25 protein-coding genes are annotated in these 26,040 nt (G+C 49.5%); 17 read left to right on the top strand and 8 right to left on the bottom strand.

From position 1 onward, the window contains the following. Positions 1-46 precede the first annotated feature (46 nt). The 3 genes from NYE54_RS21100 to NYE54_RS21090 all read left to right on the top strand — a co-directional run bounded on the left by NYE54_RS21100 (position 47) and on the right by NYE54_RS21090 (position 2,975). Positions 47-1,069, top strand: a complete 1,023-nt coding sequence (locus NYE54_RS21100; RefSeq protein ID WP_339265996.1) for an FAD-binding protein — start codon at positions 47-49, stop codon at positions 1,067-1,069. A 126-nt stretch (positions 1,070-1,195) separates the two neighbouring features. Next, positions 1,196-2,125 (top strand): manganese-dependent inorganic pyrophosphatase, encoded by a 930-nt coding sequence (locus tag NYE54_RS21095; RefSeq protein WP_339265995.1) that lies wholly within the window; start codon positions 1,196-1,198, stop codon positions 2,123-2,125. Between the two features lie 334 nt (positions 2,126-2,459). Continuing rightward, the gene (locus tag NYE54_RS21090; protein ID WP_339265993.1) at positions 2,460-2,975 is read left to right on the top strand and encodes a hypothetical protein; all 516 of its coding nucleotides are present in this window, start codon (positions 2,460-2,462) and stop codon (positions 2,973-2,975) included. A gap of 118 nt (positions 2,976-3,093) precedes the next feature. Here the strand turns inward: NYE54_RS21090 and NYE54_RS21085 are convergent, their stop codons facing one another. Next, complete coding sequence (locus tag NYE54_RS21085) at positions 3,094-3,819, bottom strand: hypothetical protein (RefSeq protein ID WP_339265991.1); 726 nt, start codon at positions 3,817-3,819, stop codon at positions 3,094-3,096. A gap of 279 nt (positions 3,820-4,098) precedes the next feature. On the opposite strand from NYE54_RS21085, the gene NYE54_RS21080 reads away from it, so the two are divergent. From NYE54_RS21080 to NYE54_RS21060, 5 genes are all read left to right on the top strand, one after another. Further along, positions 4,099-4,863, top strand: coding sequence for an amino acid ABC transporter substrate-binding protein (locus NYE54_RS21080; protein WP_339265990.1), 765 nt, complete (start codon positions 4,099-4,101; stop codon positions 4,861-4,863). A gap of 158 nt (positions 4,864-5,021) precedes the next feature. After that, positions 5,022-5,681, top strand: a complete 660-nt coding sequence (locus NYE54_RS21075) for an amino acid ABC transporter permease (protein ID WP_076322039.1) — start codon at positions 5,022-5,024, stop codon at positions 5,679-5,681. Between the two features lie 15 nt (positions 5,682-5,696). After that, a complete protein-coding gene (locus tag NYE54_RS21070; RefSeq protein WP_339265988.1) occupies positions 5,697-6,443 on the top strand; it encodes an amino acid ABC transporter ATP-binding protein in 747 nt (248 codons plus the stop codon). 195 nt (positions 6,444-6,638) lie between these two features. Continuing rightward, a complete protein-coding gene (locus tag NYE54_RS21065; protein ID WP_339265986.1) occupies positions 6,639-8,132 on the top strand; it encodes an alpha-N-arabinofuranosidase in 1,494 nt (497 codons plus the stop codon). A gap of 9 nt (positions 8,133-8,141) precedes the next feature. Then, complete coding sequence (locus NYE54_RS21060; RefSeq protein WP_339265984.1) at positions 8,142-8,408, top strand: hypothetical protein; 267 nt, start codon at positions 8,142-8,144, stop codon at positions 8,406-8,408. 421 nt (positions 8,409-8,829) lie between these two features. On the opposite strand, the gene NYE54_RS21055 is transcribed toward NYE54_RS21060, so the two are convergent. After that, the gene (locus tag NYE54_RS21055) at positions 8,830-9,222 is read right to left on the bottom strand and encodes a DoxX family protein (protein ID WP_215153961.1); all 393 of its coding nucleotides are present in this window, start codon (positions 9,220-9,222) and stop codon (positions 8,830-8,832) included. Between the two features lie 130 nt (positions 9,223-9,352). Continuing rightward, a complete protein-coding gene (locus NYE54_RS21050) occupies positions 9,353-10,267 on the bottom strand; it encodes an AraC family transcriptional regulator (protein WP_339265981.1) in 915 nt (304 codons plus the stop codon). A 191-nt stretch (positions 10,268-10,458) separates the two neighbouring features. Between NYE54_RS21050 and NYE54_RS21045 the strand changes: the two genes are divergently transcribed. Then, entirely contained in the window at positions 10,459-12,222 is a 1,764-nt protein-coding gene (locus tag NYE54_RS21045; RefSeq protein ID WP_339265980.1) for a beta-galactosidase family protein, read from the top strand. A 96-nt stretch (positions 12,223-12,318) separates the two neighbouring features. Here NYE54_RS21045 and NYE54_RS21040 read toward each other — a convergent pair whose 3' ends face one another. Both NYE54_RS21040 and NYE54_RS21035 read right to left on the bottom strand, forming a co-directional pair. Then, complete coding sequence (locus NYE54_RS21040) at positions 12,319-13,572, bottom strand: MFS transporter (RefSeq protein WP_076322031.1); 1,254 nt, start codon at positions 13,570-13,572, stop codon at positions 12,319-12,321. 29 nt (positions 13,573-13,601) lie between these two features. After that, the gene (locus tag NYE54_RS21035; protein WP_339265977.1) at positions 13,602-14,645 is read right to left on the bottom strand and encodes an ROK family protein; all 1,044 of its coding nucleotides are present in this window, start codon (positions 14,643-14,645) and stop codon (positions 13,602-13,604) included. A gap of 353 nt (positions 14,646-14,998) precedes the next feature. On the opposite strand from NYE54_RS21035, the gene NYE54_RS21030 reads away from it, so the two are divergent. Genes NYE54_RS21030 through NYE54_RS21015 form a run of 4 tightly spaced genes read left to right on the top strand, consistent with a single transcriptional unit; the run spans position 14,999 to position 19,149 of the window. Next, entirely contained in the window at positions 14,999-16,051 is a 1,053-nt protein-coding gene (locus NYE54_RS21030; protein WP_339265975.1) for a LacI family DNA-binding transcriptional regulator, read from the top strand. A gap of 25 nt (positions 16,052-16,076) precedes the next feature. Continuing rightward, positions 16,077-17,237, top strand: coding sequence for a Gfo/Idh/MocA family oxidoreductase (locus tag NYE54_RS21025; protein ID WP_339265973.1), 1,161 nt, complete (start codon positions 16,077-16,079; stop codon positions 17,235-17,237). Positions 17,238-17,290: 53 nt separating this feature from the next. Then, a complete protein-coding gene (locus NYE54_RS21020; RefSeq protein WP_339265971.1) occupies positions 17,291-18,022 on the top strand; it encodes a ThuA domain-containing protein in 732 nt (243 codons plus the stop codon). 20 nt (positions 18,023-18,042) lie between these two features. Beyond that, a complete protein-coding gene (locus tag NYE54_RS21015; RefSeq protein WP_339265969.1) occupies positions 18,043-19,149 on the top strand; it encodes a Gfo/Idh/MocA family oxidoreductase in 1,107 nt (368 codons plus the stop codon). A 132-nt stretch (positions 19,150-19,281) separates the two neighbouring features. Here the strand turns inward: NYE54_RS21015 and NYE54_RS21010 are convergent, their stop codons facing one another. Beyond that, positions 19,282-19,974: a pentapeptide repeat-containing protein gene (locus NYE54_RS21010; RefSeq protein WP_339265967.1), complete on the bottom strand. Its 693-nt coding sequence runs from the start codon at positions 19,972-19,974 to the stop codon at positions 19,282-19,284. A 145-nt stretch (positions 19,975-20,119) separates the two neighbouring features. Next, positions 20,120-21,949 carry a DUF2334 domain-containing protein gene (locus tag NYE54_RS21005; protein ID WP_339265965.1) on the bottom strand — a complete coding sequence of 610 codons (1,830 nt, stop codon included), beginning with the start codon at positions 21,947-21,949 and terminating at the stop codon, positions 20,120-20,122. 171 nt (positions 21,950-22,120) lie between these two features. Here NYE54_RS21005 and NYE54_RS21000 point away from each other — a divergent pair, with 171 nt between their 5' ends. The 3 genes from NYE54_RS21000 to NYE54_RS20990 all read left to right on the top strand — a co-directional run bounded on the left by NYE54_RS21000 (position 22,121) and on the right by NYE54_RS20990 (position 24,294). Next, the gene (locus NYE54_RS21000; RefSeq protein ID WP_339265964.1) at positions 22,121-22,648 is read left to right on the top strand and encodes a GNAT family N-acetyltransferase; all 528 of its coding nucleotides are present in this window, start codon (positions 22,121-22,123) and stop codon (positions 22,646-22,648) included. Between the two features lie 112 nt (positions 22,649-22,760). Further along, a complete protein-coding gene (locus NYE54_RS20995) occupies positions 22,761-23,852 on the top strand; it encodes a TlpA disulfide reductase family protein (RefSeq protein WP_339265962.1) in 1,092 nt (363 codons plus the stop codon). A 97-nt stretch (positions 23,853-23,949) separates the two neighbouring features. Then, a complete protein-coding gene (locus NYE54_RS20990) occupies positions 23,950-24,294 on the top strand; it encodes a hypothetical protein (protein ID WP_339265960.1) in 345 nt (114 codons plus the stop codon). Positions 24,295-24,722: 428 nt separating this feature from the next. On the opposite strand, the gene NYE54_RS20985 is transcribed toward NYE54_RS20990, so the two are convergent. Continuing rightward, on the bottom strand, positions 24,723-25,616 hold the full coding sequence (locus NYE54_RS20985) for a hypothetical protein (protein ID WP_339265958.1): 894 nt from the start codon (positions 25,614-25,616) through the stop codon (positions 24,723-24,725). Between the two features lie 108 nt (positions 25,617-25,724). On the opposite strand from NYE54_RS20985, the gene NYE54_RS20980 reads away from it, so the two are divergent. Further along, positions 25,725-25,949, top strand: coding sequence for a DUF4176 domain-containing protein (locus NYE54_RS20980; RefSeq protein ID WP_339273595.1), 225 nt, complete (start codon positions 25,725-25,727; stop codon positions 25,947-25,949). Positions 25,950-26,040 lie beyond the last annotated feature (91 nt).

The raw sequence follows: 26,040 nt of genomic DNA, 5'->3' as shown, positions 1-26,040 counted from the left end.
AGGAATGTTGTGCCTAATGTGAAGAATAGGGAGTGACATGTCTACGATGACTTTACATACATCTGCTATCGACCGATTGTGCAAGCGCAATGTGGAGCTGTCTGCTTTTTCTACGTATGGGATCGGCGGTTCAGCCAATTATCTGGCCATGCCTGAAACGGCAAATGACCTGGCGGATCTGCTGCAGGACTGCAGGAAACGCGGGATGCCATGGTACATCTTCGGGATGGGCTCCAATATCCTGTTCCCGGATGAACCGAACCATGATCTGGTGTTTATATCGCTCAAAAACCTGGTGGATCTTCGGGTGTCAGGAGATAAATGGTACGTTTCATCCGGCGCGCCCATGTCGCTACTGTCCTTGATGGGTTTAATGGGGGGGACGGATTTGCTCGACTTTACTTTTTTGCTGCCAGGCTGCGTAGGGGCCGGCATCTATATGAACGCCAAATATAATGCGCGCCAAATCTGCGATATTCTGGACACGGTTTATTATATCGATACAATGGATTCGAGCTTAAAGGTACAGTCCATTTCCGTGGCGGACTGTTTATTTGCATACAAGCAATCCATCTTCCAGCAGCACCCTTGGATCATAGTAGGCGCCGATCTCAATATTCCGGTCAGCTCGGAGGAGCAGATCAGCATGACGTCCGAACTGCTTACAGAATGGAAGACCCGCGGCAGCCATCCATCATCCTTGCCGTCCTTTTTCTCATTCTTCCTGGGCGAGGTGCACGCATTGGCAGGAAGAGGAATCGAGACGCCGCAGTCAATGCTTGACATCATCAAGTACCGGACGAGTAAACGCCATTTCGATTACCCGTCCTGCGGTTCCGTATTCAAAAATAATTATGATTATGGGGTAGCCGTCGGCTCGCTCGTGGATCAGCTGAATATGAAAGGAACCGAATATGGCGGCGCGATCATTTCTCCGCATCACGGTAACATGATTCTGAACCAGAAGCATGCCAAGGCAACCGACATTCTGTACTTGATGAATCTGATCTCGGAGTCGATTAACAACCATTTTGGATTCGTTCCGGAACCGGAAATTGTATTGGTATAAATACGACCTAAAAATAATCTCTGTAAAGGAATTGGAATAAGTAGAATTTAACGATATAATCAGATAGGTGATCATCTGTTTATCGATATAAACGATGAAATTTATGTTGCGAGAGGGGCATTATATATGGCAAAAACATTAATTTTTGGACACAAAAATCCGGATACGGACACGATCTGCTCTGCTATTGCTTATGCTGATTTGAAGAACCAGCTTGGCCTTTCCGCCGAGCCCGTACGTCTTGGTGACGTTAACGGTGAAACGCAATATGCGCTCGATTACTTTAAGGTAGAAGCGCCGCGGTTCGTTGAGACGGTTGCGAATGAAGCCCAAGACGTTATTCTCGTGGATCATAACGAGCGTCAGCAAAGTGCAAGCGACATTGATCAGGTTCGCGTAATTGAGGTTATCGATCATCACCGTATCGCGAATTTTGAGACAAGTCACCCGTTATACTACCGTGCTGAGCCTGTTGGCTGCACAGCCACCATTCTGAACAAGATTTACAAGGAAAAAGGCGTAGCCGTTCGTAAAGAAATTGCTGGCCTGATGCTGTCCGCCATCATCTCGGACTCCTTGTTGTTCAAATCCCCAACCTGCACGGACGAAGATATCGCAGCAGCTCGCGAGCTGGCTGAGATCGCTGGCGTGGATGCAGACAGCTATGGGCTCGAGATGCTCAAGGCAGGCGCCGATCTGAGCGACAAAACCATCGCGCAATTGATCTCCCTGGATGCCAAGGAATTCCAAATGGGCGGAGCTAAAGTGGAAATCGCACAGGTTAACGCGGTTGATACCAATGATGTATTGTCCCGTCAAGCCGAACTCGAAGATGCGATTCAAGGGATTATCGCTGACAAAAACCTTGATCTGTTCGTCTTCGTCGTGACAGATATTCTGAACAACGATTCAATCGCTCTTGCACTCGGTAAAGAGTCCAAAGCCGTTGAGAAAGCATACAATGTGTCTCTGTCGGAGAACAAGGCTCTGCTTAAAGGCGTGGTTTCCCGCAAATCGCAGATCGTTCCTGTTCTGACTGAAGCATTCAATCAATAATATCTGGATGAGTATCAACAAGCCTGACCATCCACTGAGGAATCAGTGGGGAGGGCTTGTTTTTTTATTGTTGATTTTCCCTTATTCATCCATAATTACAATATAATTCAATATCGCCGTCTTTAAGCGCTTACGAAGATTGAAATATTGTAATGAATTTACATCGAATTGACATCCATTTTACCAAATGGGTCCGTATAATAAAGATATGAATGATAAAATACATATACGTTTCAAATATCCAGGAATTGGGTTAATGATGTTTAATATACGCTATGTCGGGTTCACGAGCTGAATCTATTTAATAGAAGGATGAAGAGGGAGCGATGAGAAGATGAAGAAGTCGGCTTGGAAATTGGGAGCAATGATGCTGCTTGTACTGATCATGATGACAACCGTTGGCGTAGCCTCAGGCAACAATTATGAGCCGGTTCCGAAAGCTTCGAATCAGGAAGCTGTCTACATCAACGGGCTTGAGATTAGAGACGGCAAGGTCTATCTACAAGTAGATCCGATTGAATGGTATGAGGGAGAGGAAGCGAATCAGGTATTCCGCGAACGGGAACAGGACCCTGAGATGACGGAAGCTCTGGACGGCTATTATATCGTAAATGATACGGAAGAACAGATTGAACTTCCTGTGGCAGAAGATGCAGAAGTGCTGCTTCAGTTGTACGATCATACCGGACGGTATGAGGATGCCCAGATTTCCTGGAACCAGTTGGTAAGTCTGGACAAATTCACGGACATCTACAGAAAGGATGATATCGTAGATATGAAATGGTTTCCATTTCATATCACCGTCGAAGATGGCGTCGTTGTGAAGATGATCCAACAATACGTGCCTTAAATGGATGATAAATAGAATAAACGGATGAAAATAAAGAGCCGCTCCATTGGTTATTCCTAACCGCTGGAGCGGCTTTTGTGCTGTCCAATGACAACAGGGTCAAGCGCAAGCGGGCACTTTACTGACTGTGTTTCATCGGCTTGAGTTTACCATTCACCACATCGCTGACGAACGGAGCAATTTTGGATTTGCGCTCCTCGTATTCTTCCTTCGTCAGTTTGCCTTCGGTCAACTTCTGATCCAGGCGCTTGGTAAGTGCTTGGACTTGTTGATCAATGACGGACTGGACGGGCACGCCTTGCTCCTTCGCGATCTGAGCCAATGATTTTCCGGATTGGAGCGACTGCTTGAGTGCTTCCGGCGTCGTCTTCAGAAGCTTGGCCAGCTCGGCGCTATCCGAGATTAATCGGCCATGACGATGATGCATTCGCTGCTTATGCCATCCGCCTTTGGCGTCAAGCAGCTTGTCTGCGGCAGCGGAGTAATCGATGGATTTACCCAGCTGCTTCGGATGCGAGGCGATTTTATCCTTCAACAGCTCAACGATCTTGGCTTTCATGGCATCTCTAGATACACCTTGTTCCTTGGCTATTTCCGCGAGTGTCGAGGTTTTGAGTTTATCCTGAAGAACTTGCGGTTCCAGCTTCAGAAATTGGGAGATTGCCTTGAACATATGACCGGGTTTATGTTGCCCGCGTTCGTCTTTGGTCGAAGGAACAGCCGGTGATTCTGTTAGCTGTCCAATCGGTTCAGCTGAGACCGAGACGGGAAGATAAGCGAGGCCCATGACTACAGCGATGGCGACAAGCACCAGCCGCTTCACTGACTTCAAGTGGGTTGTCATTGTTGTTTACCGCCTTTCTTGATGTTGGTCTTACAGTCCATCATTCTTTCCCGCTAAACTGAAATCATCCTTAAAGTAACCTTAAAATAGGATGAAAATACATAAATTTCTTGTCGAATGGAAAATTGGCCATTCTATGAAACTATCGACTCTTCTCTGCTAATATGGTATCATGGAGTCTTGATAACGTATTAAAGTGAAAAAGCAGTTCGCATATGAAACGGATTCCTATACATCCTGAATATGGCTGCGTTTAATGTCTACGAGGGGGATTTTTTGGTGAAAAAGATAGCATCCGTATTAGCAGGCTTCATGCTTTTATTAACCGTAGTCGGCTGTTCAAGCTCAGCAAGCGATGGCAATGAGCTGGTTGTCGGGATTGACGACAAGTTCGCGCCCATGGGTTTTCGTGACGAGAGCAATGAAATTGTCGGCTTTGATATCGATTATGCTCGTGCAGCCGCCGAGAAGATGGGCAAGGAAATCAAGTTTCAACCCATCGACTGGAAATCGAAGGAGTCCGAGCTTAGCAGCGGCCGTATTGATTTGATATGGAACGGCTATACCATTACTGATGAGCGCAAGGAGAAGGTGTTGTTCACTAAGCCTTATCTGGAGAATAGCCAGGTCGTCGCCGTGCTGGCAGATTCGGATATAACTTCGATCAGCGATTTGGCAGGCAAACAGGTCGGTTTGCAGTCGCTATCCTCAGCTGCTGATGCGTTAAGTGCCCACGAGATTCACACGCAGGTGAAGATCAACGAATTTCCTGACAATATGCTGGCTCTGAGCGATCTGAAGAATGGACGCGTAGAGGCTGTGATCATAGACGAAGTCGTGATGAAATACTTCATGTCCAAGGAAGAGGGAACGTACAAGATTCTCGAGGAATCCCTGGCACCGGAGCAGTACGGCATTGGAGTTAAGAAAGGCAACGAGGAGCTGCTTCAAAGTCTGCAAAAAGCACTGGACGATATGAATGCCGATGGTACGGCAGCCAAGATTTCCGAGAAATGGTTTGGCGAAAACAAAGTGTTGAAGTAGGATGTTCCACAAGGATGGTTATTCATCCTTCCATAGGTATTCCAAGAAACCGGACTTTGACCAAAGGCTCCGGTTTTGTGTTCCCTGCTATGGGTCTACGATATCTTTGAAGAACTTCAAGCATCTCAAGAAGTTTTTCCATTAGGAGTTAAGAGTATATGAGTATGGATTACATCGTTCAAATCGGCAAACCGATGCTGGAGGGCGCACAGACAACGATCCTGTTGTTTTTAATTGCCATCCTGGTCTCCATCCCGCTCGGGTTTGTGTTCACGTTAATGGTTCGAAGCGCAATCAAGCCGCTGGCTTGGTTGGCCAATGCCTATATTTATGTTTTTCGGGGTACGCCGCTGCTGCTGCAGCTGCTGTTCTTTTGCTTCGGGCTGCCGGTGCTGCCCGTAATCGGCGAGTATCTCGTTTTAGACCGTTTTGTAGCCGCAAGCTTGGCTTTTGTGCTAAACTATGCTGCTTATTTTGCGGAAATCTTCCGGGGAGGCCTTTTGGCGATTGATAAGGGTCAATATGAAGCGTCCAAGGTGCTGGGCCTAAACCGCTGGCAAACGACCACGAAAGTGATTCTGCCCCAAATGTTTCGCGTAGCCCTGCCGGCGGTATCCAACGAATCCATTACGCTAGTGAAAGATACGGCGCTGCTGTATGCCGTGGCGGTTCCGGAGCTGCTGCACTTCGCCTATACGGCGGTCAATCGTGATGTCACGATTATGCCGTTTTTCATCGCGGGTGTTATTTATCTACTGATGACGCTAGTGTTAACCATGTTATTTAAGTTTCTGGAACGCCGATTTAAATATGAATAGAAGGACTGTCGTATAATGGCAATTATCGAAGTAACCCATGTAAAAAAATCCTTCGGCCAGCTGGACGTGCTGAAGGACGTCAGCTTTGAGATACAGAAGAATGAACTGATTGCCGTCATCGGACCTTCCGGCTCGGGTAAAAGCACCATGCTCCGGAGCCTGGTGCATCTGGAGGAGATCAATGGCGGATCGATCAAGCTGCAGGATCAATATCTCGTAAAGGATGGCGTGTATGTCAGCCCGCCGCAGATCAAAGCGATCACAGCCCGGATGGGTATGGTTTTCCAGCATTTCAACCTGTTTCCTCATCTCACGGTACAGGAGAATCTGGGGCTGGCACCTAAACATGTGAAGAAACAATCGAAGGAAGAAGTTAGGTTAAACAGCGCAGCGCTTCTGCAGAAGGTCGGTTTATCTGATAAAGCGGATGTATATCCTGGAAATTTGTCGGGCGGGCAGAAGCAGCGCGTGGCCATTGCGAGAGCGCTGATGATGAATCCGGACATCATGCTGTTTGATGAACCGACATCGGCGCTGGATCCCGAGCTGACAGGCGAGGTGCTGGCGGTCATCAAGCAGCTGGCCGAGGAGCATATGACGATGGTGATCGTAACGCATGAGATGAGTTTTGCCAAAGAAGTGGCAGACCGAATTATCTTTATGGATAACGGACAGGTCGTCGAATCCGGCACGCCGGATCAAATATTTAACCAACCGAAGGCAGAGCGGACCCGGGAATTTTTAATTCGGGCGACGCGTTGAACAGTGACTGGCTCAGAGCCCGATCGCAAGATCGACTTTGAGCCGGTCTTTTTTTTGGCGAAAAATAGGGCTATTTCGTGAAAGCGTTTAAATTGCGGGTTGACGGAATCCAGTTTGGCCGATATCATTGTTTTAAAGAATGTTAAACCATTTCATATAAACATCTACAAAAAAGAGCGAGGAGCGGAATAAGTCATGAGTCATGTTATTACCATTCATTCGGATGTATCCAAAGGTAAAATCAATCGCAATATTTATGGTCATTTCTCCGAGCATCTGGGCCGCTGCATTTATGAGGGCATATGGGTGGGTGAGGATTCACCGATTCCGAATACGGAGGGGATCCGCAATGATGTGCTGGAGGCGCTGAAACAGCTTAACATACCGGTGCTGCGCTGGCCCGGCGGTTGTTTTGCTGACGAGTACCACTGGAAGGACGGCGTCGGTCCGCGTGAGAATCGGAAGCAAATGGTCAATACGCACTGGGGCGGCGTTGTAGAGAACAACCATTTTGGCACGCACGAATTCCTGCGTCTTTGCGAGCTCTTGGGTTGCGAACCTTACATATCCGGCAATGTCGGCAGCGGTACCGTGCAGGAGATGTCGGAATGGGTTGAATATATGACCTTCGATGGCGTGTCGCCGATGGCTGCGTGGCGTCAGGAGAATGGCCGCGTGAAGCCTTGGAACGTGAAATATTTTGGCGTTGGGAACGAGAACTGGGGCTGCGGAGGCAATATGCGGCCAGAATATTATGCGGACCTGTACAGACGCTATCAGACTTATGTTCGCAACTATGGCGATAACAAGATCTACAAGATTGCCTGCGGCCCGAACGTCGATGATTACCGCTGGATGGAAACCGTGATGAGAGAAGCTCATCCGTTTATGGATGCCATCAGTCTTCACTATTACACGATTCCGGGCGAATTCTGGACCGGTAAAGGACCTGCTACCGGTTTCAGCGAACAGGAATGGTTCACCACGATGAAGAAGGCGCTTCATATGGATGAATTGATTACCAGACACTCGGCGATCATGGACCAGTATGATCCTAACAAGCGGATCGGCCTCATTGTAGACGAGTGGGGGACCTGGTTTGATGTAGAGCCTGGCACCAACCCGGGCTTCCTGTATCAGCAGAATACGATCCGTGATGCCTTGGTGGCGGGGTTAACGCTGAATATCTTCCACGAGCATAATGATCGGGTGGTCATGGCGAACATTGCTCAGGTTGTCAATGTCCTTCAGTCCGTCGTTTTGACCGAAGGCGAGAAGATGATCCTGACTCCGACCTATCATGTGTTTGATATGTATAAAGTGCATCAGGATGCAGAACGTTTGGCAACCAATTACAGCGGCGTCGATTACGAGATGGACGGCGAGAAGATTCCGCAAGTATCCGTAACGGCCTCGAAGGATCAAGCTGGCAAAATCCATGTGAGCCTGTGTAATGTGAGCCACACGGAGCAAAGTGACGTGACGATTCAGCTTCGGGGATTAAACGGTGAGGTGTCTAAGATCGTAGGCCAGCAGCTTGCCTCCGATTCGCTGGACGCTCATAACACCTTTGAATCGCCGGAGACCCTGAGGCCAACAACATTCCATGCATTTGAACAGGAACGCGACGTTCTGCGTGCGAAGCTTGCACCGATGTCCGTTACCGTTCTCGAGATCACGGCAGGATAAACGAAGGTGATGGCGGATAATCGGTGTAAAGGTTGTCATGACGATTACCAGGTTAACGATGAACAAATTACACGCGTCCTATCATCTCCCATGTTTGCGTCTGACCGGTGCGTGTCGGATGGTGAGTATGACGCCCGACTGCGTGCGTGCTTCTCTTGTCCAAAGCTGCAGGGGAACACGACGTGCACGCTGTGCGGCTGCATCGTACAGATCACTGCAAAGCTGAAAGACAAGCGATGCCCTTATCCGGGGCAAGACCGTTGGCCAGTTGGCTAGTAGCGCTTCATAGCAAATTATAGTCAGGCCTGCTCTCATGGATGGATCGTGGGAGCAGGCTTTTTTAGTATGGGGTAACTTCCACGTGTACATTGCAGGTTCAATCTGTATTGCGATATCCGCAGGGTTGTCGTTTACGCTCCTGAGATTGCAAAGGAATTCGGCTTTAGAGGCAGAAACGGGCGGCAGCAACTTTTCATAACATGTTATAAAAAGAGCCGTACCTGGATCAGGATCATGGGAGACTGATCGTCAGGTACGGCTTTTTTTAAGATATAGAAACTTCGAAGGATCTGCTGCCTGATATCGCAAGAAAAACTACCGCTAAACGCGGTCTGTCCTCTTTGAGAGTACGTCGATAGACGTTTTTCTTAAATGAGGTCGTCGCGCCTGGGATTAACGGCGAGCCTTTGCGTTTGCTTTAGGCTTTGTTCTTCTTGCTAAACAATGAATCAACTGACAGCAGGCTGCTGCCGCTAAGGGCAAGGTGGACAGCCATTGCGAGCAGCGCTATATCCAATTCATAGCCATTTAGGAAGCCCATGCCCAGCTTGGCCTGAAAAATAGCAACGACAAGCACGACGCCAAGAACAAGGGAGGCAATCCTTGTTCCCAAACCGATAATCAGTGCAATACCACCCACAATTTCGATAATGGCCACAACGGTTGCCATGAATGCGGGGATACCCAAACTTGCGAAAAAGCCCTCGATATTTCCGATGCCGCTCTGGAATTTATCCAAACCGTGAGCCAAAAAGATGACCCCCAGGATAACCCGAATAATAAATGTACCCGTAGAAGAATAACTACGCATGAATGGTAACAGCTCCTTGTTTTTAATTGTTATCAACTAACTTTTGTATAGCTTAAACTATAGATTGTATCATACTCAATAATGCTGTTAATTGTCAAGTAACTTACTAAAATTAATCAAATTCCACTATTTAGTGTCTGGGACGGTATTCGGTTGGCGACTGCCCAGTCCAGCGGCGGAATTGTCTTGAAAAATGGCTTGCTGAGCGAAAACCGAGTTTGTCTGCGATCGCCGTCATTGGCAGATGGGTCGTGACCAGCAGTTCCTTGGCTAGGGTGAGCTTTTGACGGCTGATATATTGTCTTGGCGATATTCCGTAAACCTGGCGAAACAGCTTGCTGCATTGGCTGCGGCTTAAATTAAGCTCTTTGGATACCGCTGCGACAGAGATCTCCTCTGTGAGTCCTGATGATAATTTTTCTTCAATGGCATGCGCCGCATCGGCAGCATGCAAGGAAGACGGTTTATGCGAGCCTGCTGCAGCCTGTGTCGACGAAGGCAGCTTGACTTCATCCTGTATCTTCAGAAGTGAGAGTACATCGTGGATGATGAGCAATGTATAGGACTGGAGCAGCAGCCTGTCTTCAAAGGTAAGATTGTATTCAGCTCTCGGGTTCTCCGGGTGAAGCGAATGGGCTGCCGGCTGACTGCGCCGAACGATTCCCTCCAGCTCTTGAACGTATGCATTCAGATTGCTGTGCTCGCTTTCCTGCTGGCGAATGTGACGGTAAGGGGCGGCGGACAATAAACTCCTAATTTCCTGATCATCGAGATCAAAATGAACGTTGAAGTATCCATACGGCCCGCTCGCCAGATTGGAGGTTTGATGGGGCACTCCGGATTTGATCAAAAGCCATTCCCCTTGCCGCAGCGTAAAGGACTCCCGATGAATTTCCTGCAGGACCTCGCCTTCCAGACAGTACAGCAGCTCGAACAGATGATGATGATGCCTCGGATAACTCCATCCGGGTGGATGGGAATCAAAAAGGCATCCTGTTACTTGAAGGGTGTGAATCATATTAGGAAAGCGAAAAGCGATATCCATATGGGTCGGCTCCTTTGGCATCGAAAATTCCAGTGATTATGCCATATATATTATCATAATAGGAGCTTGCGATTCTGAATATTCGGCACAAAAGGTATAAAGGATGATCCATTTGGAGATTGAGCAGCACGAGCTTTTGATAGATGATGATAATAGAAAGCGAAATGATACGAGCAGGGAGGAAACAGGATATGAAAGCTCAATTGAAAGCGGTTAATCAACAGTTCGTGCTCGGGGATGAGCCGATCCAGATTCTGTCGGGTGCCGTACATTATTTTCGGATCGTACCGGAATATTGGGAAGACAGGCTGATGAAGCTGAAAAGCTGTGGATTGAACACCGTGGAAAGCTATATTCCGTGGAATTTGCATGAACCCAAGGAAGGACATTTTACGTTTGATGGCATCGCCGACTTGGAGAGATTCGTCCAAATCGCCGGTGATCTCGGGCTGCATGTGATCCTTCGGCCAAGCCCTTACATATGCGCAGAATGGGAATTTGGCGGGCTTCCGTCCTGGCTGCTGCAGTATCCGGATATCCACCTGCGGTGCATGGACCCGGTGTATCTGGAGAAGGTTGACCGTTATTATGATGAACTGATTCCGCGTCTGGTTCCGTTATTAACCTCCAATGGAGGTCCGGTAATTGCCATGCAAATCGAGAACGAGTACGGGAGCTACGGAAATGATACGGCTTATCTGGAGTATCTGAAGGATGGCTTGATCAAGCGGGGCGTAGACGTATTGCTGTTCACTTCGGATGGTCCCACGGACGGCATGCTGCAAGGCGGAACCGTTCCGGGCGTGCTTGCCACCGTCAATTTCGGTTCAAGAACCGAGGAGGCTTTTGCTAAACTGCGGGAATATCGTGCGGAAGACCCTCTGATGTGCATGGAATACTGGAATGGATGGTTTGATCATTGGCTGAAACCGCATCATACCCGGGACGCGGAAGATGCCGCCTCCGTGTTCAAGGAGATGCTGGACTTGAATGCATCCGTGAACTTCTACATGTTTCATGGCGGAACGAATTTCGGATTTTATAATGGGGCGAATTTTCACGAGAAGTATGAGCCCACGATAACTAGCTACGATTATGATGCCCCTATTTCGGAGTGTGGGGATGTAACAGCTAAATACGAGGCCATTCGCAGCGCGATTGCGAAGCATCAGGGGAAAGAGCTCTCGGATTTCCCAAGTCTGCCTCAGTCCGTCAAGAAAAATAGCTATGGATCGGTTCGCATGACGCATTATGCCGACTTGCTAGAGCATCTGTCAGTTCTATCTGATCCGGTGAAACGTACGACACCTGTTCCGATGGAACTGCTGGGTCAAAGTTATGGCTTCATCGTTTACGCAACGGATATCTCCGGACCTCGTCAAGGAGAATCGCTGTATCTGCAAGAGGTGCATGACCGGGCACAGGTATTCCTGGACGGTAAGTATCAGGGAACGGTTGAACGCTGGAATCCCCAAGCCCTGCAGATCGATGTTCCGGCAGCCGGGGCTCGACTTGAGATCGTTGTCGAGAATATGGGGCGTATCAATTACGGCCCGAAGCTGAAGGACTATAAAGGAATCACTGAGGGAGTCCGGATGAACAACCAGTTCCTGTATGACTGGAGCATCTATCCTTTGCCGCTTGAGAATCCGAATGCGGCACCGTTTCAACCGCTTGCGGGTCCGTTTGAACAGCGGGATCGCCCTACCTTCTATCGGGGTGAATTCTCGGTGGATGACATTGGCGATACGTTTATCCGCTTGGACGGATGGGGAAAAGGGGTCGTCTGGGTTAATGGATTTAACCTGGGGCGTTACTGGGAACAAGGACCGCAAGCAGCACTTTATCTGCCTGGACCGCTGCTGAAGCAGGGGCGCAATGAGATCTTGGTGTTTGAGCTGCATCATGCTGAAACAGCAAGCATCGAACTTGTTGATCAACCCGACTTGGGTTAATGAGGGTGTGGGCAGACAAACGTTATTAATGAATAAAAGGGAGCCCTCTCGTACTCATGAGAGGGCTCCCTTTAATGTTCAAAGAGAATTAAAGGATTAAACCAATTGCTTACGAACTTTTAAATAACGGTACAGAATGATGCCGAAGAGTGAGCATAGGATGGCACACAATCCGATGAAGCCATAGCCGGCCTGCAGCCCGCGCAGCAAACCGAGCTCTGTTCCGCTGCCGTACATTTGCTTGAATCCGTTCGTGATCGCTCCGATCGCGTAATTGCCGATAACGCTGCCGATTCCCATCATGGTGACGATGAACGTAATCGCAGTGTCGCTCTCGTTCGGATATCTTTTGGCAATTAGAGCCATGACCGTCGGATAAATCGGAGCAATTCCAATGCCGGCAGCCGCAAACAGGAAGGCATAGGATTCCCCGCCAAAGATTGCGACAAATGTACATACTCCGGTCAGCGCGGACAGGATGATGATGGACAGCGTGAAGCCGATCCGATCCGTTATCGGGCCAAGCAGCAGGCGTGCTGCCGAGAAGCAGAGGAAGAAGGCGGACAGCATCCCGGCTGCAGCCGTAGGTTCCCATTTGTACGATTTTTCAAGAAAGTTTACGAGCCAACCGCCAACGGCCATCTCCGATACAACACCGAAGGAAAGAATCATGACGACCAGCCACAGCGCAGGATCTTTAACTAATAACTTGAGAGGAGTTCGTTCCGTTTCGGATAGATCGTCCCCGGGAAACTTACTCATGAGTGCCGGGATCATCGGCAGTACGGATAACATCAGCATGGCCAGATACATACCCCGCCAGTCCAGCGTGTAATTAAACACGCTTACGGTCATGAGGCCGGATGCAATCATTGGTGCCACGGTTGAGCTAATTCCGTAGAAGAAATGGGACAGGTTCATCATGGTGCCTGTGTTTCGCACAAAGATCCGGGCCGCCAATATGGCGAGGCCGATCTCCAGCATACCGTTTCCAATGTACATGAAGAAGTAGGACGCGGTAAACATTGGGTAGCTGTGCGATAGGAAGATGAACACACCCGAGAGAGCCATCGAACCGAAGGCAGCCATGCTGACCCACTTGATCCCGATCTTCCGGGTTAACAGCGCGGTGAAAGAGCAGGCAATCAAGTACCCGAGCGCGTTCAGCGATAGCAAGGTACCGATCTGCATTTCATCCAGGTTGAAGTCGAATTGAATTCTTGGAATGGCGGGTCCCTTTATATTTTCCGATATTCCGAAAATGATAAAGCCGAGAAAGATGGTTGCCAAATGAAGGGTGTAGTCTTTGCTGAATTTAGGTTTTGCTTTCGTTTGAAGGTCTGTATTCACGGTTATTCCCCAATCGTCATCGTTGAATTTTACATTGCACTTGTATCGGATATCATCATATCCAGAGCAAGCCGTTGCAGGCCGGCTATATAGTCATGTTCCCACTCGCGAAGCAGCATTTCGGGCAGATGCCGCTCCGGTACGTAGGCGGAAGCCCGGTCTCTAACGGAGAGCAGGGTGGAGGGCAGAAGGTTATGCTCACACCACAGAATGGCATCCGGATTGAGAATCGCGGTGAAGGCGGCGCTTAATCGGCTTAACGCATCGATTTGCTCCTCATCCGGCTCGATGAGACTGCTCATGACGGAACTTTTACGGTCCAATACATCATGAAAATTGTTGTCCTTGCTCATCGGTACATAGCCGATCTCGCCCGTGAAGAACGACCTGCCCCGAACGACGTTTCCGTTGATCAGCAGTCCCGCCCCCGGACCATTATGTCCCAGATACACGTATACCAGGGAAGCTTCCTCCGAGCGGCTCAAATTCTGATAGCCAAGCACGGCCGCATTCATGTCATTCTCCACGATGACAGGAATGGAAAACAGGTTCTCCAGGTAAGATTTGAGGTCGTAATCCTGAAATGTCCCGTACAACGGGACGTGAAAAATGACGCCATCTCGCACCGCAGCCGGCATGCCGACCGCAATCGAGCGGATCTTCGGATAACGATGGATCCAGCTTCCTAGCTGGGAAGCCAGCACTTCCGGTCCAAGCTGGAGTATGCCGTCTTCAGCTTTCCGTTCGATCAGATCGCCGTTCCAATTAAAAATGGTATATACGCTCTGCTCCTTCTCATAATAAACGGCGAGACCCAGCATATAGTCCGGGTTAAAAGCGTAGCGGTTTGCACGCCTGCCGCCACTGGACTCATCCAGTCCGAGCAGGATGACCTCGCCTTCCTGCGCCATCTGTTCCAGAACTTTGCTCACTGTAGGAAAGCTGATGCCGAGCCGATCACTTAGCTCCGCTTTGGTTCCACTGCCGAGCTCCAGCAGGGAAGAGCGGAGCGCGCGCCGCACGGCGTATTTCATGGATTGCGGTGTGGGTAAAGCTTCTTTGCGCGTTGTCATCACCACTTTCTACCTTTTTAAACGAGTTTAATAAGTGTCTGGAGATGATTATTGCATATCTCAAATGATGGTGCAAGAACAATTTTGCTGCATGAAATCGGAGGATATCAGGAGGACAGAAAAAGAACGTTCGCAACCAAGGATAATCGATGCGGACGCTCTAATACTAGAAGCAGTATGAGACTATCGCAGAAGCATGATGGTCCCGCCGAGGATTGATCGGCATCAGGATCATGGAGAACCGCAGCAGCGTTTCTTGGCGCCCTATTATACATGAAATTAGATCAAGGCGGTTGACAACAGAAAGGCTCCATGAGAAAATGTACGCGCGTACATAAATTGCAGGAGGCTTGATGAATATCGCTAGTCGTAAAGAAGTTGCACAGCTTGCCGGCGTTTCGGAAGCAACGGTATCCCGTGTACTGAACGGGGTCGGACCAATCAAGGAGGAGACCAAGCAGCGGGTGCTGGAAGCGGCGGATCAGCTCGGGTATACCCCGAGTGCGCTTGCCCGAAGTTTTGCCCGTCGAAGAAGCGGTAACCTGGGCGTCGTCATGCCCTATCTGCCGAAGGCTCGTATATTCTCCGCTTACTATTTTTCCGAAATATTGAGCGGTATTGGCAGTAAGGCGTTGGAGAGTCAATATGACCTGTTGATGCTGTTCCGCGAGCCCGGCGGTTCGATGGACTACTTGAACCTGTTCCGAACCCAGAAAGTTGATGCCTGCATTATTCTGGGCGCCCGGGATGATGAAGGCGAACGTGCGGCCATCAAACAGCTGAGTGAAGCGAATCAACCCTATTGCCTGATTAATCAATACTTTGACGGTGAGGCGTTTCACGTTATGGATGCCGATCATGTGGATGGAAGCTATCAAGCGGTTCATCACTTGACGCAGCAGGGATTCCGGAAGATTGCTTTTCTGAATGGGCCGCCTCAGTATTCCAACAGTCGCGACCGGTTGAAGGGGTACGCCCGGGCACTGAATGAAGCGGGAATCGTGCTGGATGAATCCTTGCTGTTCGAAGGCAACTTCAGCCGTAAAAGCGGTTATGCCGCAGCCGAGTTAATCGCCGGGAAGTTGGACCGGATTGAAGCCGTATTTGCCGCCAATGACCGCATGGCGATTGGACTTCAGCAGGGACTGCGGGCATTAGGCATTTCAGAAGAACGAATGCCTGCCTTTGTCGGGTATGACGATTCGGATGCCGCCGAGCTGTGTACTCCGCCGCTTACCAGCGTGAGAGTTCCGTTTTATGAGCTGGGATGCCTTGCAGCGGAGCATGTGCTTCGGATGCTGGAAGCCTCCGATTTGCCAGCAGGTAACGTAACGAACGCAGTTCTCCATCGCCAACTTCCAACTCGCCTGGTAATCCGTGCATCTTCGCTTCATCGAAATCAATGAACCCTTATTTAAGGAGGAATGAAGGATGAAACAATTACGTATCGGCATGATTGGTTATAAATTTATGGGTAAAGCCCACAGCAATGCGTACCGGAGCCTCCCGATGTTTTTTCCAGAGGCGCTGAAGCCAGAAATGGTAGCAATCTGCGGCCGTAATGTGTCGGCCGTTCAAGCAGCGGCGGTTCAGCTGGGCTGGAGTGAAAGCGTTACCGATTGGAAGGAGCTTGTCCATCGGGAAGATATCGATCTGATCGATATCAATGCTCCAAGCGATGCCCATAAGGAGATTGCCATTGCCGCGGCCAAGGCGGGCAAGCATATATTTTGCGAGAAGCCGCTTGCTTTGACCCTGGCGGACGCCAGAGAGATGCTGCAGGCAGCGGAAGAAGCGGGAGTCACCCATATGGTCGGATTTAACTATAGATTTTCACCAGCCGTAAGACTGGCCAAGAAGCTGATTGAAGGTGGAAGATTGGGTCAGATCTATCATTTTCGCGCCTGGTTTTTGCAGGATTGGATCATGGACCCGCAGTTTCCGCTGGTATGGAGGCTGCAGAAGGAAGTGGCTGGATCCGGATCGCACGGGGATCTTGGTGCTCACCTGATCGATCTCGCCCATTATCTGGTCGGCGATATGCAGGAAGTGATTGGAATGAGTGAAACCTTTATCAAGGAGCGTCCTATTGCCAGCGAGATGACCGGGTTAAGCGCAAAAGGAAGCACAGGCGGTCCCATGGGGAAAGTGACGGTAGATGACGCTACGCTGTTCATGACCCGCTTTGAGAACGGGGCGCTGGGCAGTTTTGAGGCGACTCGCTTTGCTGCGGGTCACCGCAGCACCAACTCCTTCGAGATCAACGGCAGCTTGGGCAGTGTTAAATTCGATTTTGAACGGATGAATGAGCTGGAGGTTTACTTTACATCCGACGCTGAGGATGTTCAGGGCTTCCGCCGCGTACTCGCAACCGATCCCGTTCACGATTATATGGAAGCATGGTGGCCTCCGGGACATACGATTGGTTTCGAGCACACCTTTACGCATGAAATTCTGGAGCTGTCGACCGCTATATCCGAGGGAAGGCAGCCTATGCCCAATTTCGAGGATGGCGTGAAATGCCAGGCAGTGCTGGAAGCCGTGGATAAATCCATTGCAGAGCGCCGCTGGGTGCAGCTGTCGGAAATGTAATCAAGTCATTCGGCCGATCTTGGCCGGACACATAAAAAAGGAGTGCTATCATCATGAAAAAGGCTTTAATTGTATGGGGCGGCTGGGACGGACATGAACCCGAGCAGGTTGCCGGCATTTTCGCGGAATTGCTTCGGGATGAGCAATATGAGGTAGAAGTATCCGGCACGCTGGATGCTTTTAATGATGCAGAGAAGCTTCAAGCCTTGGATCTGATCGTGCCGGTATGGACGATGGGCGAAATATCGAAGGAGCAGGTGGAGAACGTATCGCTTGCCGTACAGAAGGGAACCGGTTTGGCGGGCTGCCACGGCGGTATGTGTGATTCGTTCCGCAACAATGTGGATTGGCAGTTCATGACAGGAGGAAACTGGGTTGCGCATCCAGGCAACGACGGCGTGAAATACCGGGTTGAGATTAAATCGAGCTCCAGTCCGCTGGTAGCAGGAATGCAGGATTTCACGGTGGCCTCCGAGCAGTATTATCTGCATGTGGATCCGGCCGTTGAAGTGCTGGCAACCACTCGTTTTCCGGTTGCGGCCGGACCGCACCTGCTTAACAAAGCGGTCGACATGCCGGTGGCGTGGACGAAGCGCTGGGGATATGGACGGGTCTATTACAATTCCCTCGGCCATCATGCGGATATCGTCGATATGCCGCAGGTAAAGGAAATGATACGCAGGGGATTGCTCTGGGCTGCTGAAGGCAAAGCGTTGTATTCAGGTTCGGACATGACTGTGTTTACGGAAGGTCAAAGCTACACAGGCATGGGAGACAGCCAATAAGGCAGAAGGAGACTTGGATCATGAAGAAAGTAAAGGTTGGCATCATCGGCTGCGGAAAAATCAGCGGCATATATATGGAAAACTGCCATAAGTTCGATATCCTGGAGCTGACGGCTTGTGCGGATATCGATCGTGCGCGTGCCGAGGAACAGGCTGCCAAGTATAATATCCCGAATGTATACACTACCGAGGAACTGCTTGCAGATCCGGAGATTGAGCTGGTCATTAATCTGACGATACCTGCACTTCACGCGCAAATTATGCTGGATGCACTGCAAGCCGGCAAGCATGTGTACGTGGAAAAGCCGCTTGGCGTGACCCGAGAAGAGGGTAAGGCGGTGCTGGATATGGCTGCGTCCAAAGGGCTGCTTGTCGGATGCGCTCCTGAGACATTCCTTGGAGCCGGTATCCAAACGGCACTGAAACTCATTAAAGACGGACGCATCGGCAAGCCGATTGCAGCGACCGCATTTATGATGAGCCGCGGACACGAGCATTGGCATCCTGATCCGGAATTTTATTATGCCGCTGGCGGTGGTCCGATGTTTGACATGGGGCCTTACTACCTGACAGCGCTGGTTCAGCTGCTGGGACCCATCCGCCGTATTAGCGGCATGACCGGAACGGCCCTTACGGAACGGACGATTACCAGTGAGAAGAAACAGGGTCAGAAGATTCAGGTGGACATTCCTACTCACGTGGCTGGACTTATGGAGTTTCATAACGGTGCGATTGGCACGCTGATTACGAGTTTTGATGTATTTGGAGGGAGCACGCTTCCTAATATTGAAATCTACGGCACCAAGGGTACAATGCTCGTCCCAGATCCCAACGGCTTTGGCGGCTCGGTTCAATATCGGTTGACCGGAGAAACCGAGTGGACGGAAGAACCATTGCTTCCGGGGTATAACGAGAATACAAGAGGGATCGGCCCAGCGGATATGGCCTATGCTATCCGCAGCGGGAGAGCTCACCGTGCGAGTGGCGAGCTTGCCTACCATGTGCTTGAAGCTATGTGGGGATTCCATGATGCTTCCGATGAAGGCAAGCGCTATGAGATGGTCAGCACCTGTGACATCCCGGCACCACTGCCGCTGGATTTGCAGAAGTATACTCTTGATCAATAACAGGATGATCTAAAAAGCGGCTTAACCCGAAAGGTCCAAGCGGACCTCGGAGTAAGCCGCTTTATGCTATGCACGGATACGTTCTCCATATAAACGAACGAACTCGATGATTTAGGCACATATAACTTACGGTCATTCTTTGACGACAAGACCGAATATTTTGGTTAACGGGATAGCTTGATGCGGTGAAATGATGCATCCTTGAAGATCCTCCAGGGTCACGCCAATATTATGGAAATCGGTTCGGCTTAAGTCGATCCCCGCAAGCTTCGTACCGGAGAACTGCGATTGGTCGATCTGACAATCCACAAATTCCACCTTGCTTAATTCGGAATGATAAAAATCCGACTTTACGAGGGAGGTGGATTGGAATGACACCTGCTTCATGTTAGCAAAACGGAACGTAGCGTAGTCGCCCGTGCAATGATCGAACACGACATTACGGATGGTGGCTGCCGTCAAGTCGAGCCCCAGAATTTTGCAATGATTGAATTGTACGCGGTACATAATGGCCTCACTGAGATCTACATTGGACAAGTCGCAATGGTTAAATACCAGATCCGTTAGTTCGGCATGGTGGAGCGTGACGTGCTGGAACGTAACGTTATGGAATATCATTTGATCGAATTGAACCTTGTCGGCTGAAATATAAGACAGGGTCTCGTCCTGACAAGTGGATTGAATGAACGAGGATTCATCGTCAACGCCGGCATCGGATAGAATCATAGGCTCAAGCTGTTTGGGGAGCTTGGGTTTCACAATTTTGACTGAGGGGGATGGACTGGCTGTATTGCTGTTGGTATGGTTTTCGCTTTTGGATGACATGACTTCTCCTCCGAACATAGAAATAAGTATAGAGATGAGAACTTATAAGAATCATTTCCATCGACGTACTTTCTCAGAAGACAGACCGCATATTACGGGAGTTCTGAATAAACCTGATTATGTTGTATAGAAGTATATCATGTCCTTATCCGATTGTCCGGTCCCTGGAATTGATGGCGGCGTCCAAGGTTCCGCCGAGCCGATTCGGAGACCATGCCAGCAGACTGACACGGCCATTGCCCGTTAGATCGCCAATGAGAGGTGTCATTGATTCACCGGCAACCCAAGGCCCAAACCGTTCTTCCTGCCGCCCGAAGGCGGTTCCCGAGCTATAGAGAACGAGCCATCTCCCTGCGATATGTTCAACGAGAATCAAATCTTTCAGCCCATCCCCATCCACGTCACCTAACATCACAGATATGGGTGAACCGATAGAATCTTTGTCAGAATACCAATTTCCGGCGTCCACGAGCTGTTTTCCGCTGCTTAACCAGACCTGGCATGTGCCTGAGTCGGAGTTCCACACAACCAGGTCATCCAGTCCATCGCCATTCACATCTCCTATGGAGGGAATCACGCCTTCACCCTGTACGGAAACCTCATGCTGAATGAGGGGAGAATAAAAATGACACCCGGAGCCATAAGCAATGGCGGCTTTTCCTGTGACAGGGTCCCATAGAAATAAATCATGTCTGCCGTCCCCGTCCAAATCCCCCGTAAGAGCTTTCCAGTCCACGGCTCCAAATTCACAGAGCCAATGACCCGATGGTACTAAACGGCTGCCTGAACCCAAGGCAACCTCACAGATCCCCAGCTCCGCATGCCATACAGCCGCATCGACGCTGCCATCTCCATCATAATCGCCTGCCATCGCAGTTCCACCGGGGTAAAGCGGCCAGCCTGCCAACAGCGGGCGTATATACTGTATCCCATTATGGATTTTAATGGGGGACAAGACCCCAAAAGAAGCGTCGTACCATAAGTTGTTGGCCTCGTCCCGGACGATCCATCGATCCGGCTGCTCTTTTCTCGTGGCGTGCAGAAACTTAGGGAGTTTCATGGTCATCCTGTCCTGCCATCGGGTTTCCCTGAAATCCGGTATGAAGGGCAAGATTGAGGTTATGGTCACAAACGATTTACGCTCCCTATTGAAGGACTGAATGATTCTTCTAAGCGGCGAATGCTCTTCATAATGTACAGTGCCGTTAGCAAGGAAACGGATATAGGGGAATTCGAGATAGGGGTGGTAGAAGAACGAGGCCAGTTCACCATCGCCTGTGAAATCCTGTAATGTCCGTTCCATACGAGTGACTTCTTCCTCGATCTTGTCACCTGCCACATAATAAAGCGGAGTGGGAACGTAGATCGTTCCGTTTGTCATCGGATCGTCCGGGGTGTGCTGGAGTGCGGCTCTCCTTGCATCCGGGCTGGAAGGCGGAGATTCATAGAGGATGCCGTTACAGATCTCAATAATATGCCGCTGGACAGATGAAGCGGTATAGTGGGGAGTTTCATACCAGACCGCTGTAAGACCAGCCGCTTGAAACATCTTATGAGCCCGTTGTACCTGCTGATAAGCATAGGATTGCTGCAGCTGCCGGAGCGAATGGAGCGCCTCGGGCGGATCATCCGGAGGACAATTGGCGCAACATTCGGGATAAGCAAATTCGAATCCGTCGCCGCTTACCGATTCCCCGTACTGATGCGTATATCCATGAATACCTAGCGAGGCTCCAAGGGCTACCATCCTTCGTAGCAGTCTTGCAAACCGAAGGGAAACTTCATCATGCAGATCATCTATCGATCGATCCACACGGTGCACCGGATCGACATATCGCGGAATGACGGCCAGGTGAAAGGGGATCTGTTGATGATGCAGGAACTGTGCGATGACCAGCAGCTTCGCCTGTTGTTCCTCCGTCTCATACCAGCCGCCCGGTCCGATATCTTCAAGCCGTATCAATGCTTTATTCATCAAGATGCGCTCCTTCCATAGGTAGCTGCTCGGAGTACCGATCTCGATATATGTATGACGGGAATGGGCATTGCGTCATCAGGGATGAAGCGTTCATAAAAAAAGAGGATCGCAGAATCGTGTCCGCGAATACATAGAGATTAAGATATGAGCAGGAGGAAGAGGAAGTTTATGCATATTAGACACGCAAATGAACATGATGTTGCAGGCATCGCTAACGTCCACGTGAATAGCTGGAAAACGACGTATAAAGGAATCGTGGATGATAGCTTCTTAGAAAATTTGTCTGCTGCGGATCGGATAGAAGGCTGGCGCTGGAAGCTTGCCAATATGCCGGAGGACGAACAACTGCTGGTCATTGCAGATGAAGATGGCGAGGTATACGGGTTCATGTCTTACGGCACGGAGCGAGAGCAGAAGATTTCTCATGAAGGAGAACTTTACGCGATCTATCTTTTGGAAGAGCTTCAGGGGAAGGGCTGGGGGAAGCAGCTGTTTGCGAGGCTGAAGGAACTTCTGCAAGTTAGAGGATATCGTTCATTATTGGTCTGGGTGTTGGAAGGCAATAAGGCTGAGCATTTTTATAAATATATGGGCGGCCAGGAACTGAAACGAAAAGAGATTGTCATCGGCGGAAAAACACATACTGAAATGGCGTTGCTGTGGAGTTCCATTGACCGGATTCGGTCCTTCTCTTAAAAAGTGCTCCGCTTGAGTTTACATTAGAGAGGGAATCTACTATGATGGGGTTATACCCCGGAGGGTAATAGCGATGCTTACAATTGCTTTGCCGACCATAGGAGGTTCGCATTTGAGTATAATTCCGATAGGTCCTTTTATGGTGAGGGCCGACATTGTGATTTTTCTGATCTGCGCGGCGGCTGGTTTCGCTGCGCTTCGAATTCGTTTGCGTCAGATGCCGGAGCGGGAATGGATCCTGGACACCTATTTATCTGTACTTATCATCGGTTTTATTTCATGGAAATTCGGGATGCTGATGTTCGATCCGATCCGCACCTTGCAGCATCCGACCTCGCTTATTTACATGACGGGCGGAACGAAGGGAATATGGATTGGGGTCGTTTTATCCCTGATCTACATAGCTCTGCGCTGGAACAAGAATAGAAAAGATTCAGGTCTACTGCTGAAGTCCGCTCTGTTGTCGGCATTCGCGAGCGGATGGGCCGGGTATGTATTTCAGTGGTTGTGGGCGGACGGGGCTGGTCTAAACTCTTCCTTATTCTATATGCTATTATTCGGTACATTGCTGACGATGAGCTGGCTTCAATTCCATTCTCCTCTCACCCGTTTTCTTACCCTGGGATTAGGGAGAAATGGAGCGGTGCAACTCATCATAGGCGCTCTTTTCGTGTGGGCAATCTATGACTTCGCTTCCACCTCGGTCAGCGAACGAGAAGCACTCGTATCGCCGAATGACAAAAACAATCCCGAAGCCGTTGCTGAAGGGTTGAAGCCCGGGCTTCGCGCACCGGATTTTACGCTGATGAATCGGGAAGGGCAGGGGATCAAACTGTCCGATTATCGTGGGCAAACGGTTCTTCTGAACTTTTGGGCATCCTGGTGTCCGCCTTGCAAGGTAGAAATGCCTTATATGCAGGATTTTTACGATAAACATCAGGATGAGAACGTGATAATACTAGCTGTAAATATGACGCATCTGGAAAATAGCATGAGTGAGGTACAGTCTTTTGTCGAGCAGAACGGTTTAACCTTTCCTGTCCTATACGACCCGAACGGAGCAAGCACCAGACGGTACGAGGTGGTAGCCTATCCGACCACCTACGTCATCTCGCCGGACGGTCTGATATCTGAGCGGTTTCAAGGCGCGGTTGACGAAGATTTAATGATTAGAGCCTACCGAAAAGCTAGCGCGATTAAGTGAGGTTAAATGGCGGATTTTTGGAGATGTGGACACCTATCTCTGCCGTCTTCTCCCCAGGCGGAATATAATACACAAACGCTGGGGAGGGGGAAAATAAGTGCAACCAATACCAATTTCGGCAGAAGGATGCAGAGGTTACGTCGGCAAAACCGTTTGCGCTGTCATGCGTGATGGAACAGAAGTCGTGGGGACTATTCGCGGTGTACATGATCGAGGCCTTGAACTCGAATTTGCGAACCCATCCGTATATACATTGTCCACAAAAGGTAAAAAGGGCAAAAAGTCTTCGAAGTCAGCTAAAAGCGGTGCGCAAACGTCCGCATTTGGACCTTACGGCTACGGCGGTGGCTACGGTGCATACGGTGGATACGGCTGGGGAGGCAATGTGTTTGCTTGGGAAGCCATAGCGCTGTTGTTCCTCATTCCGTTCTTGTTTATCTAAACGTCAAGGAATTTAGATCACGGGCGCAGTGTTTTTATAGAAGAGACAGGTGGGAATATCCCAGTACTGTCTTTTTTTTTTAGATATCAGAAAGTATAAACTTCGAAGCATGGACCTTCCCGATATCTCGCAAGAAAAACATCATATAAACGCGGTGTGTCTTCTGAGAATGTTCGTCGATAGTCGTTTTTCTTTAGATATCAGAAAGTATAAACTTCGAAGCATGGACCTTCCCGATATCTCCAAGAAAAACATCTTATAAACGCGGTGTGTCTTCTGAGAAAGTTCGTCGATAGTCGTTTTTCTTTAGATATCAGAAAGTATAAACTTCGAAGCATGGGCCTTCCTGATATCGCAAGAAAAACATCCTATAAACGCGGTCTGTCTTCTGAGAAAGTTCGTCGATAGCCGTTTTTCTTATGCAAGTCTTATACATTACGTGTGGATTGGGCATGGTGGACAGGTTCAGCGGTTGCATTGGTCTGACTGAGCAGCCATATAACTGGCGTGAATGCGACGAGAAAACAGCTGCCCGCCAGAATTGGAAGCAAGGACCATTCAGCGATGGAGTATCCAAGAACCGTCTGCCATCCGATGGCGATTAATCCGAGCAAATATGCCAGACCGCTAATATGGATGAGGATCGGTTTAACTGCAGGATTGACGGATTTCCTCATGGACAGCCACGCCACAAAAGGGATCGCTTGCAGCGCATGAAACCCAAGTCCGTGCAGCCAGATGATATTGCCGCCGATCCCGGTAAAGCGTCCCGCATTGATGGAGATCCATATGCCGGCAGCAAAAGATACCAGCACCGCGATCATGGCATAACGAATGCCGAGTCCGAGTTCCGGATGGGCTTCCATTACATGCTTGCGGAAGTATTGGGCGCCAAGGGCCAGGTAGAACACGACAAGCAGCATCGCAACGGCAGGGAAAATAGTCGAGATGACATAATCAAAGGTCGAGCCGTTTTGAACGAATCGCGGATCGACACCGCGGAAATTTTGAACGGTTTCGGCGAAGTAGGAGAACAGAACGAGCGGAATATAGCACCAGCGGTAGAACGATTTGCTTCGTGGCCTCATACCGGAAACCGGCAAAATGATTGCGGTTGATACGATGAAGATCCCCAGAGCCGCGTTGAAGGAAAACGCTTTGGAGATATCTCCATCCGGCGAGACAGACCCTCCATTCAGCAATACCCATATCCCGCATATTCCGGCTAACAAAAACCCGAGCAGCCCTGTCAGCAAAAGCCAAGTCTCCTGCTTATACAGCTTGAACGCCCAGTTCGTCGTTTCACGTGCAAGTTGATTCATATGAATGACACCCTCTCCGTAATGATGAATTGTTTATAATTTACAGGAGAATGGGGGTGACTTTAACGGGCTGGGGATGTAACAGAACCCTGTACCCCGGAATGATTTCTGGGCTGGACTAAAGCCGGGGATGAAGCAAGTGTTAATCTTACCGCAGATTCAAATATCTTTTTCAACCATAAGGACATTTCGGAAATTGTATTTATGGGTTATGTCAATGAGGATGAAATCGCCTTTCGTGATGCCTTAATGGAAGGAATTGCGAAGGCGGATCAAATGGCAGCCGCAGGCTCAGACCCATCTTTAGATTGTAATTTAGCAGCTTTTGTCTAGAGATAACTCTGGCAGGGCTTTTTTTTTGTTTGCAACAGATTTATAAGATGGAATTCTGAATAAACGCATATGAATCTTTGTTTATTTTTGA

The organism is Paenibacillus sp. FSL K6-1330, from assembly GCF_037976825.1.
GTDB lineage: Bacteria > Bacillota > Bacilli > Paenibacillales > Paenibacillaceae > Paenibacillus_AQ.
Note: the sequence above shows the minus strand (reverse complement) of the source record. Positions and strands in the feature narration are given on the sequence as shown.

What these genes read in the sequence shown, in the direction of transcription:
- NYE54_RS21100 (WP_339265996.1), top strand. Translation starts at nt 47, where the DNA reads ATGACTTTACATACATCTGCTATCGACCGATTGTGCAAGCGCAATGTG.
- NYE54_RS21095 (WP_339265995.1), top strand. Translation starts at nt 1,196, where the DNA reads ATGGCAAAAACATTAATTTTTGGACACAAAAATCCGGATACGGACACG.
- NYE54_RS21090 (WP_339265993.1), top strand. Translation starts at nt 2,460, where the DNA reads ATGAAGAAGTCGGCTTGGAAATTGGGAGCAATGATGCTGCTTGTACTG.
- NYE54_RS21085 (WP_339265991.1), bottom strand. Translation starts at nt 3,819, where the DNA reads ATGACAACCCACTTGAAGTCAGTGAAGCGGCTGGTGCTTGTCGCCATC.
- NYE54_RS21075 (WP_076322039.1), top strand. Translation starts at nt 5,022, where the DNA reads ATGAGTATGGATTACATCGTTCAAATCGGCAAACCGATGCTGGAGGGC.
- NYE54_RS21070 (WP_339265988.1), top strand. Translation starts at nt 5,697, where the DNA reads ATGGCAATTATCGAAGTAACCCATGTAAAAAAATCCTTCGGCCAGCTG.
- NYE54_RS21065 (WP_339265986.1), top strand. Translation starts at nt 6,639, where the DNA reads ATGAGTCATGTTATTACCATTCATTCGGATGTATCCAAAGGTAAAATC.
- NYE54_RS21060 (WP_339265984.1), top strand. Translation starts at nt 8,142, where the DNA reads ATGGCGGATAATCGGTGTAAAGGTTGTCATGACGATTACCAGGTTAAC.
- NYE54_RS21055 (WP_215153961.1), bottom strand. Translation starts at nt 9,222, where the DNA reads ATGCGTAGTTATTCTTCTACGGGTACATTTATTATTCGGGTTATCCTG.
- NYE54_RS21050 (WP_339265981.1), bottom strand. Translation starts at nt 10,267, where the DNA reads ATGGATATCGCTTTTCGCTTTCCTAATATGATTCACACCCTTCAAGTA.
- NYE54_RS21045 (WP_339265980.1), top strand. Translation starts at nt 10,459, where the DNA reads ATGAAAGCTCAATTGAAAGCGGTTAATCAACAGTTCGTGCTCGGGGAT.
- NYE54_RS21035 (WP_339265977.1), bottom strand. Translation starts at nt 14,645, where the DNA reads ATGACAACGCGCAAAGAAGCTTTACCCACACCGCAATCCATGAAATAC.
- NYE54_RS21030 (WP_339265975.1), top strand. Translation starts at nt 14,999, where the DNA reads ATGAATATCGCTAGTCGTAAAGAAGTTGCACAGCTTGCCGGCGTTTCG.
- NYE54_RS21025 (WP_339265973.1), top strand. Translation starts at nt 16,077, where the DNA reads ATGAAACAATTACGTATCGGCATGATTGGTTATAAATTTATGGGTAAA.
- NYE54_RS21020 (WP_339265971.1), top strand. Translation starts at nt 17,291, where the DNA reads ATGAAAAAGGCTTTAATTGTATGGGGCGGCTGGGACGGACATGAACCC.
- NYE54_RS21015 (WP_339265969.1), top strand. Translation starts at nt 18,043, where the DNA reads ATGAAGAAAGTAAAGGTTGGCATCATCGGCTGCGGAAAAATCAGCGGC.
- NYE54_RS21010 (WP_339265967.1), bottom strand. Translation starts at nt 19,974, where the DNA reads ATGTCATCCAAAAGCGAAAACCATACCAACAGCAATACAGCCAGTCCA.
- NYE54_RS21005 (WP_339265965.1), bottom strand. Translation starts at nt 21,949, where the DNA reads ATGAATAAAGCATTGATACGGCTTGAAGATATCGGACCGGGCGGCTGG.
- NYE54_RS21000 (WP_339265964.1), top strand. Translation starts at nt 22,121, where the DNA reads ATGCATATTAGACACGCAAATGAACATGATGTTGCAGGCATCGCTAAC.
- NYE54_RS20985 (WP_339265958.1), bottom strand. Translation starts at nt 25,616, where the DNA reads ATGAATCAACTTGCACGTGAAACGACGAACTGGGCGTTCAAGCTGTAT.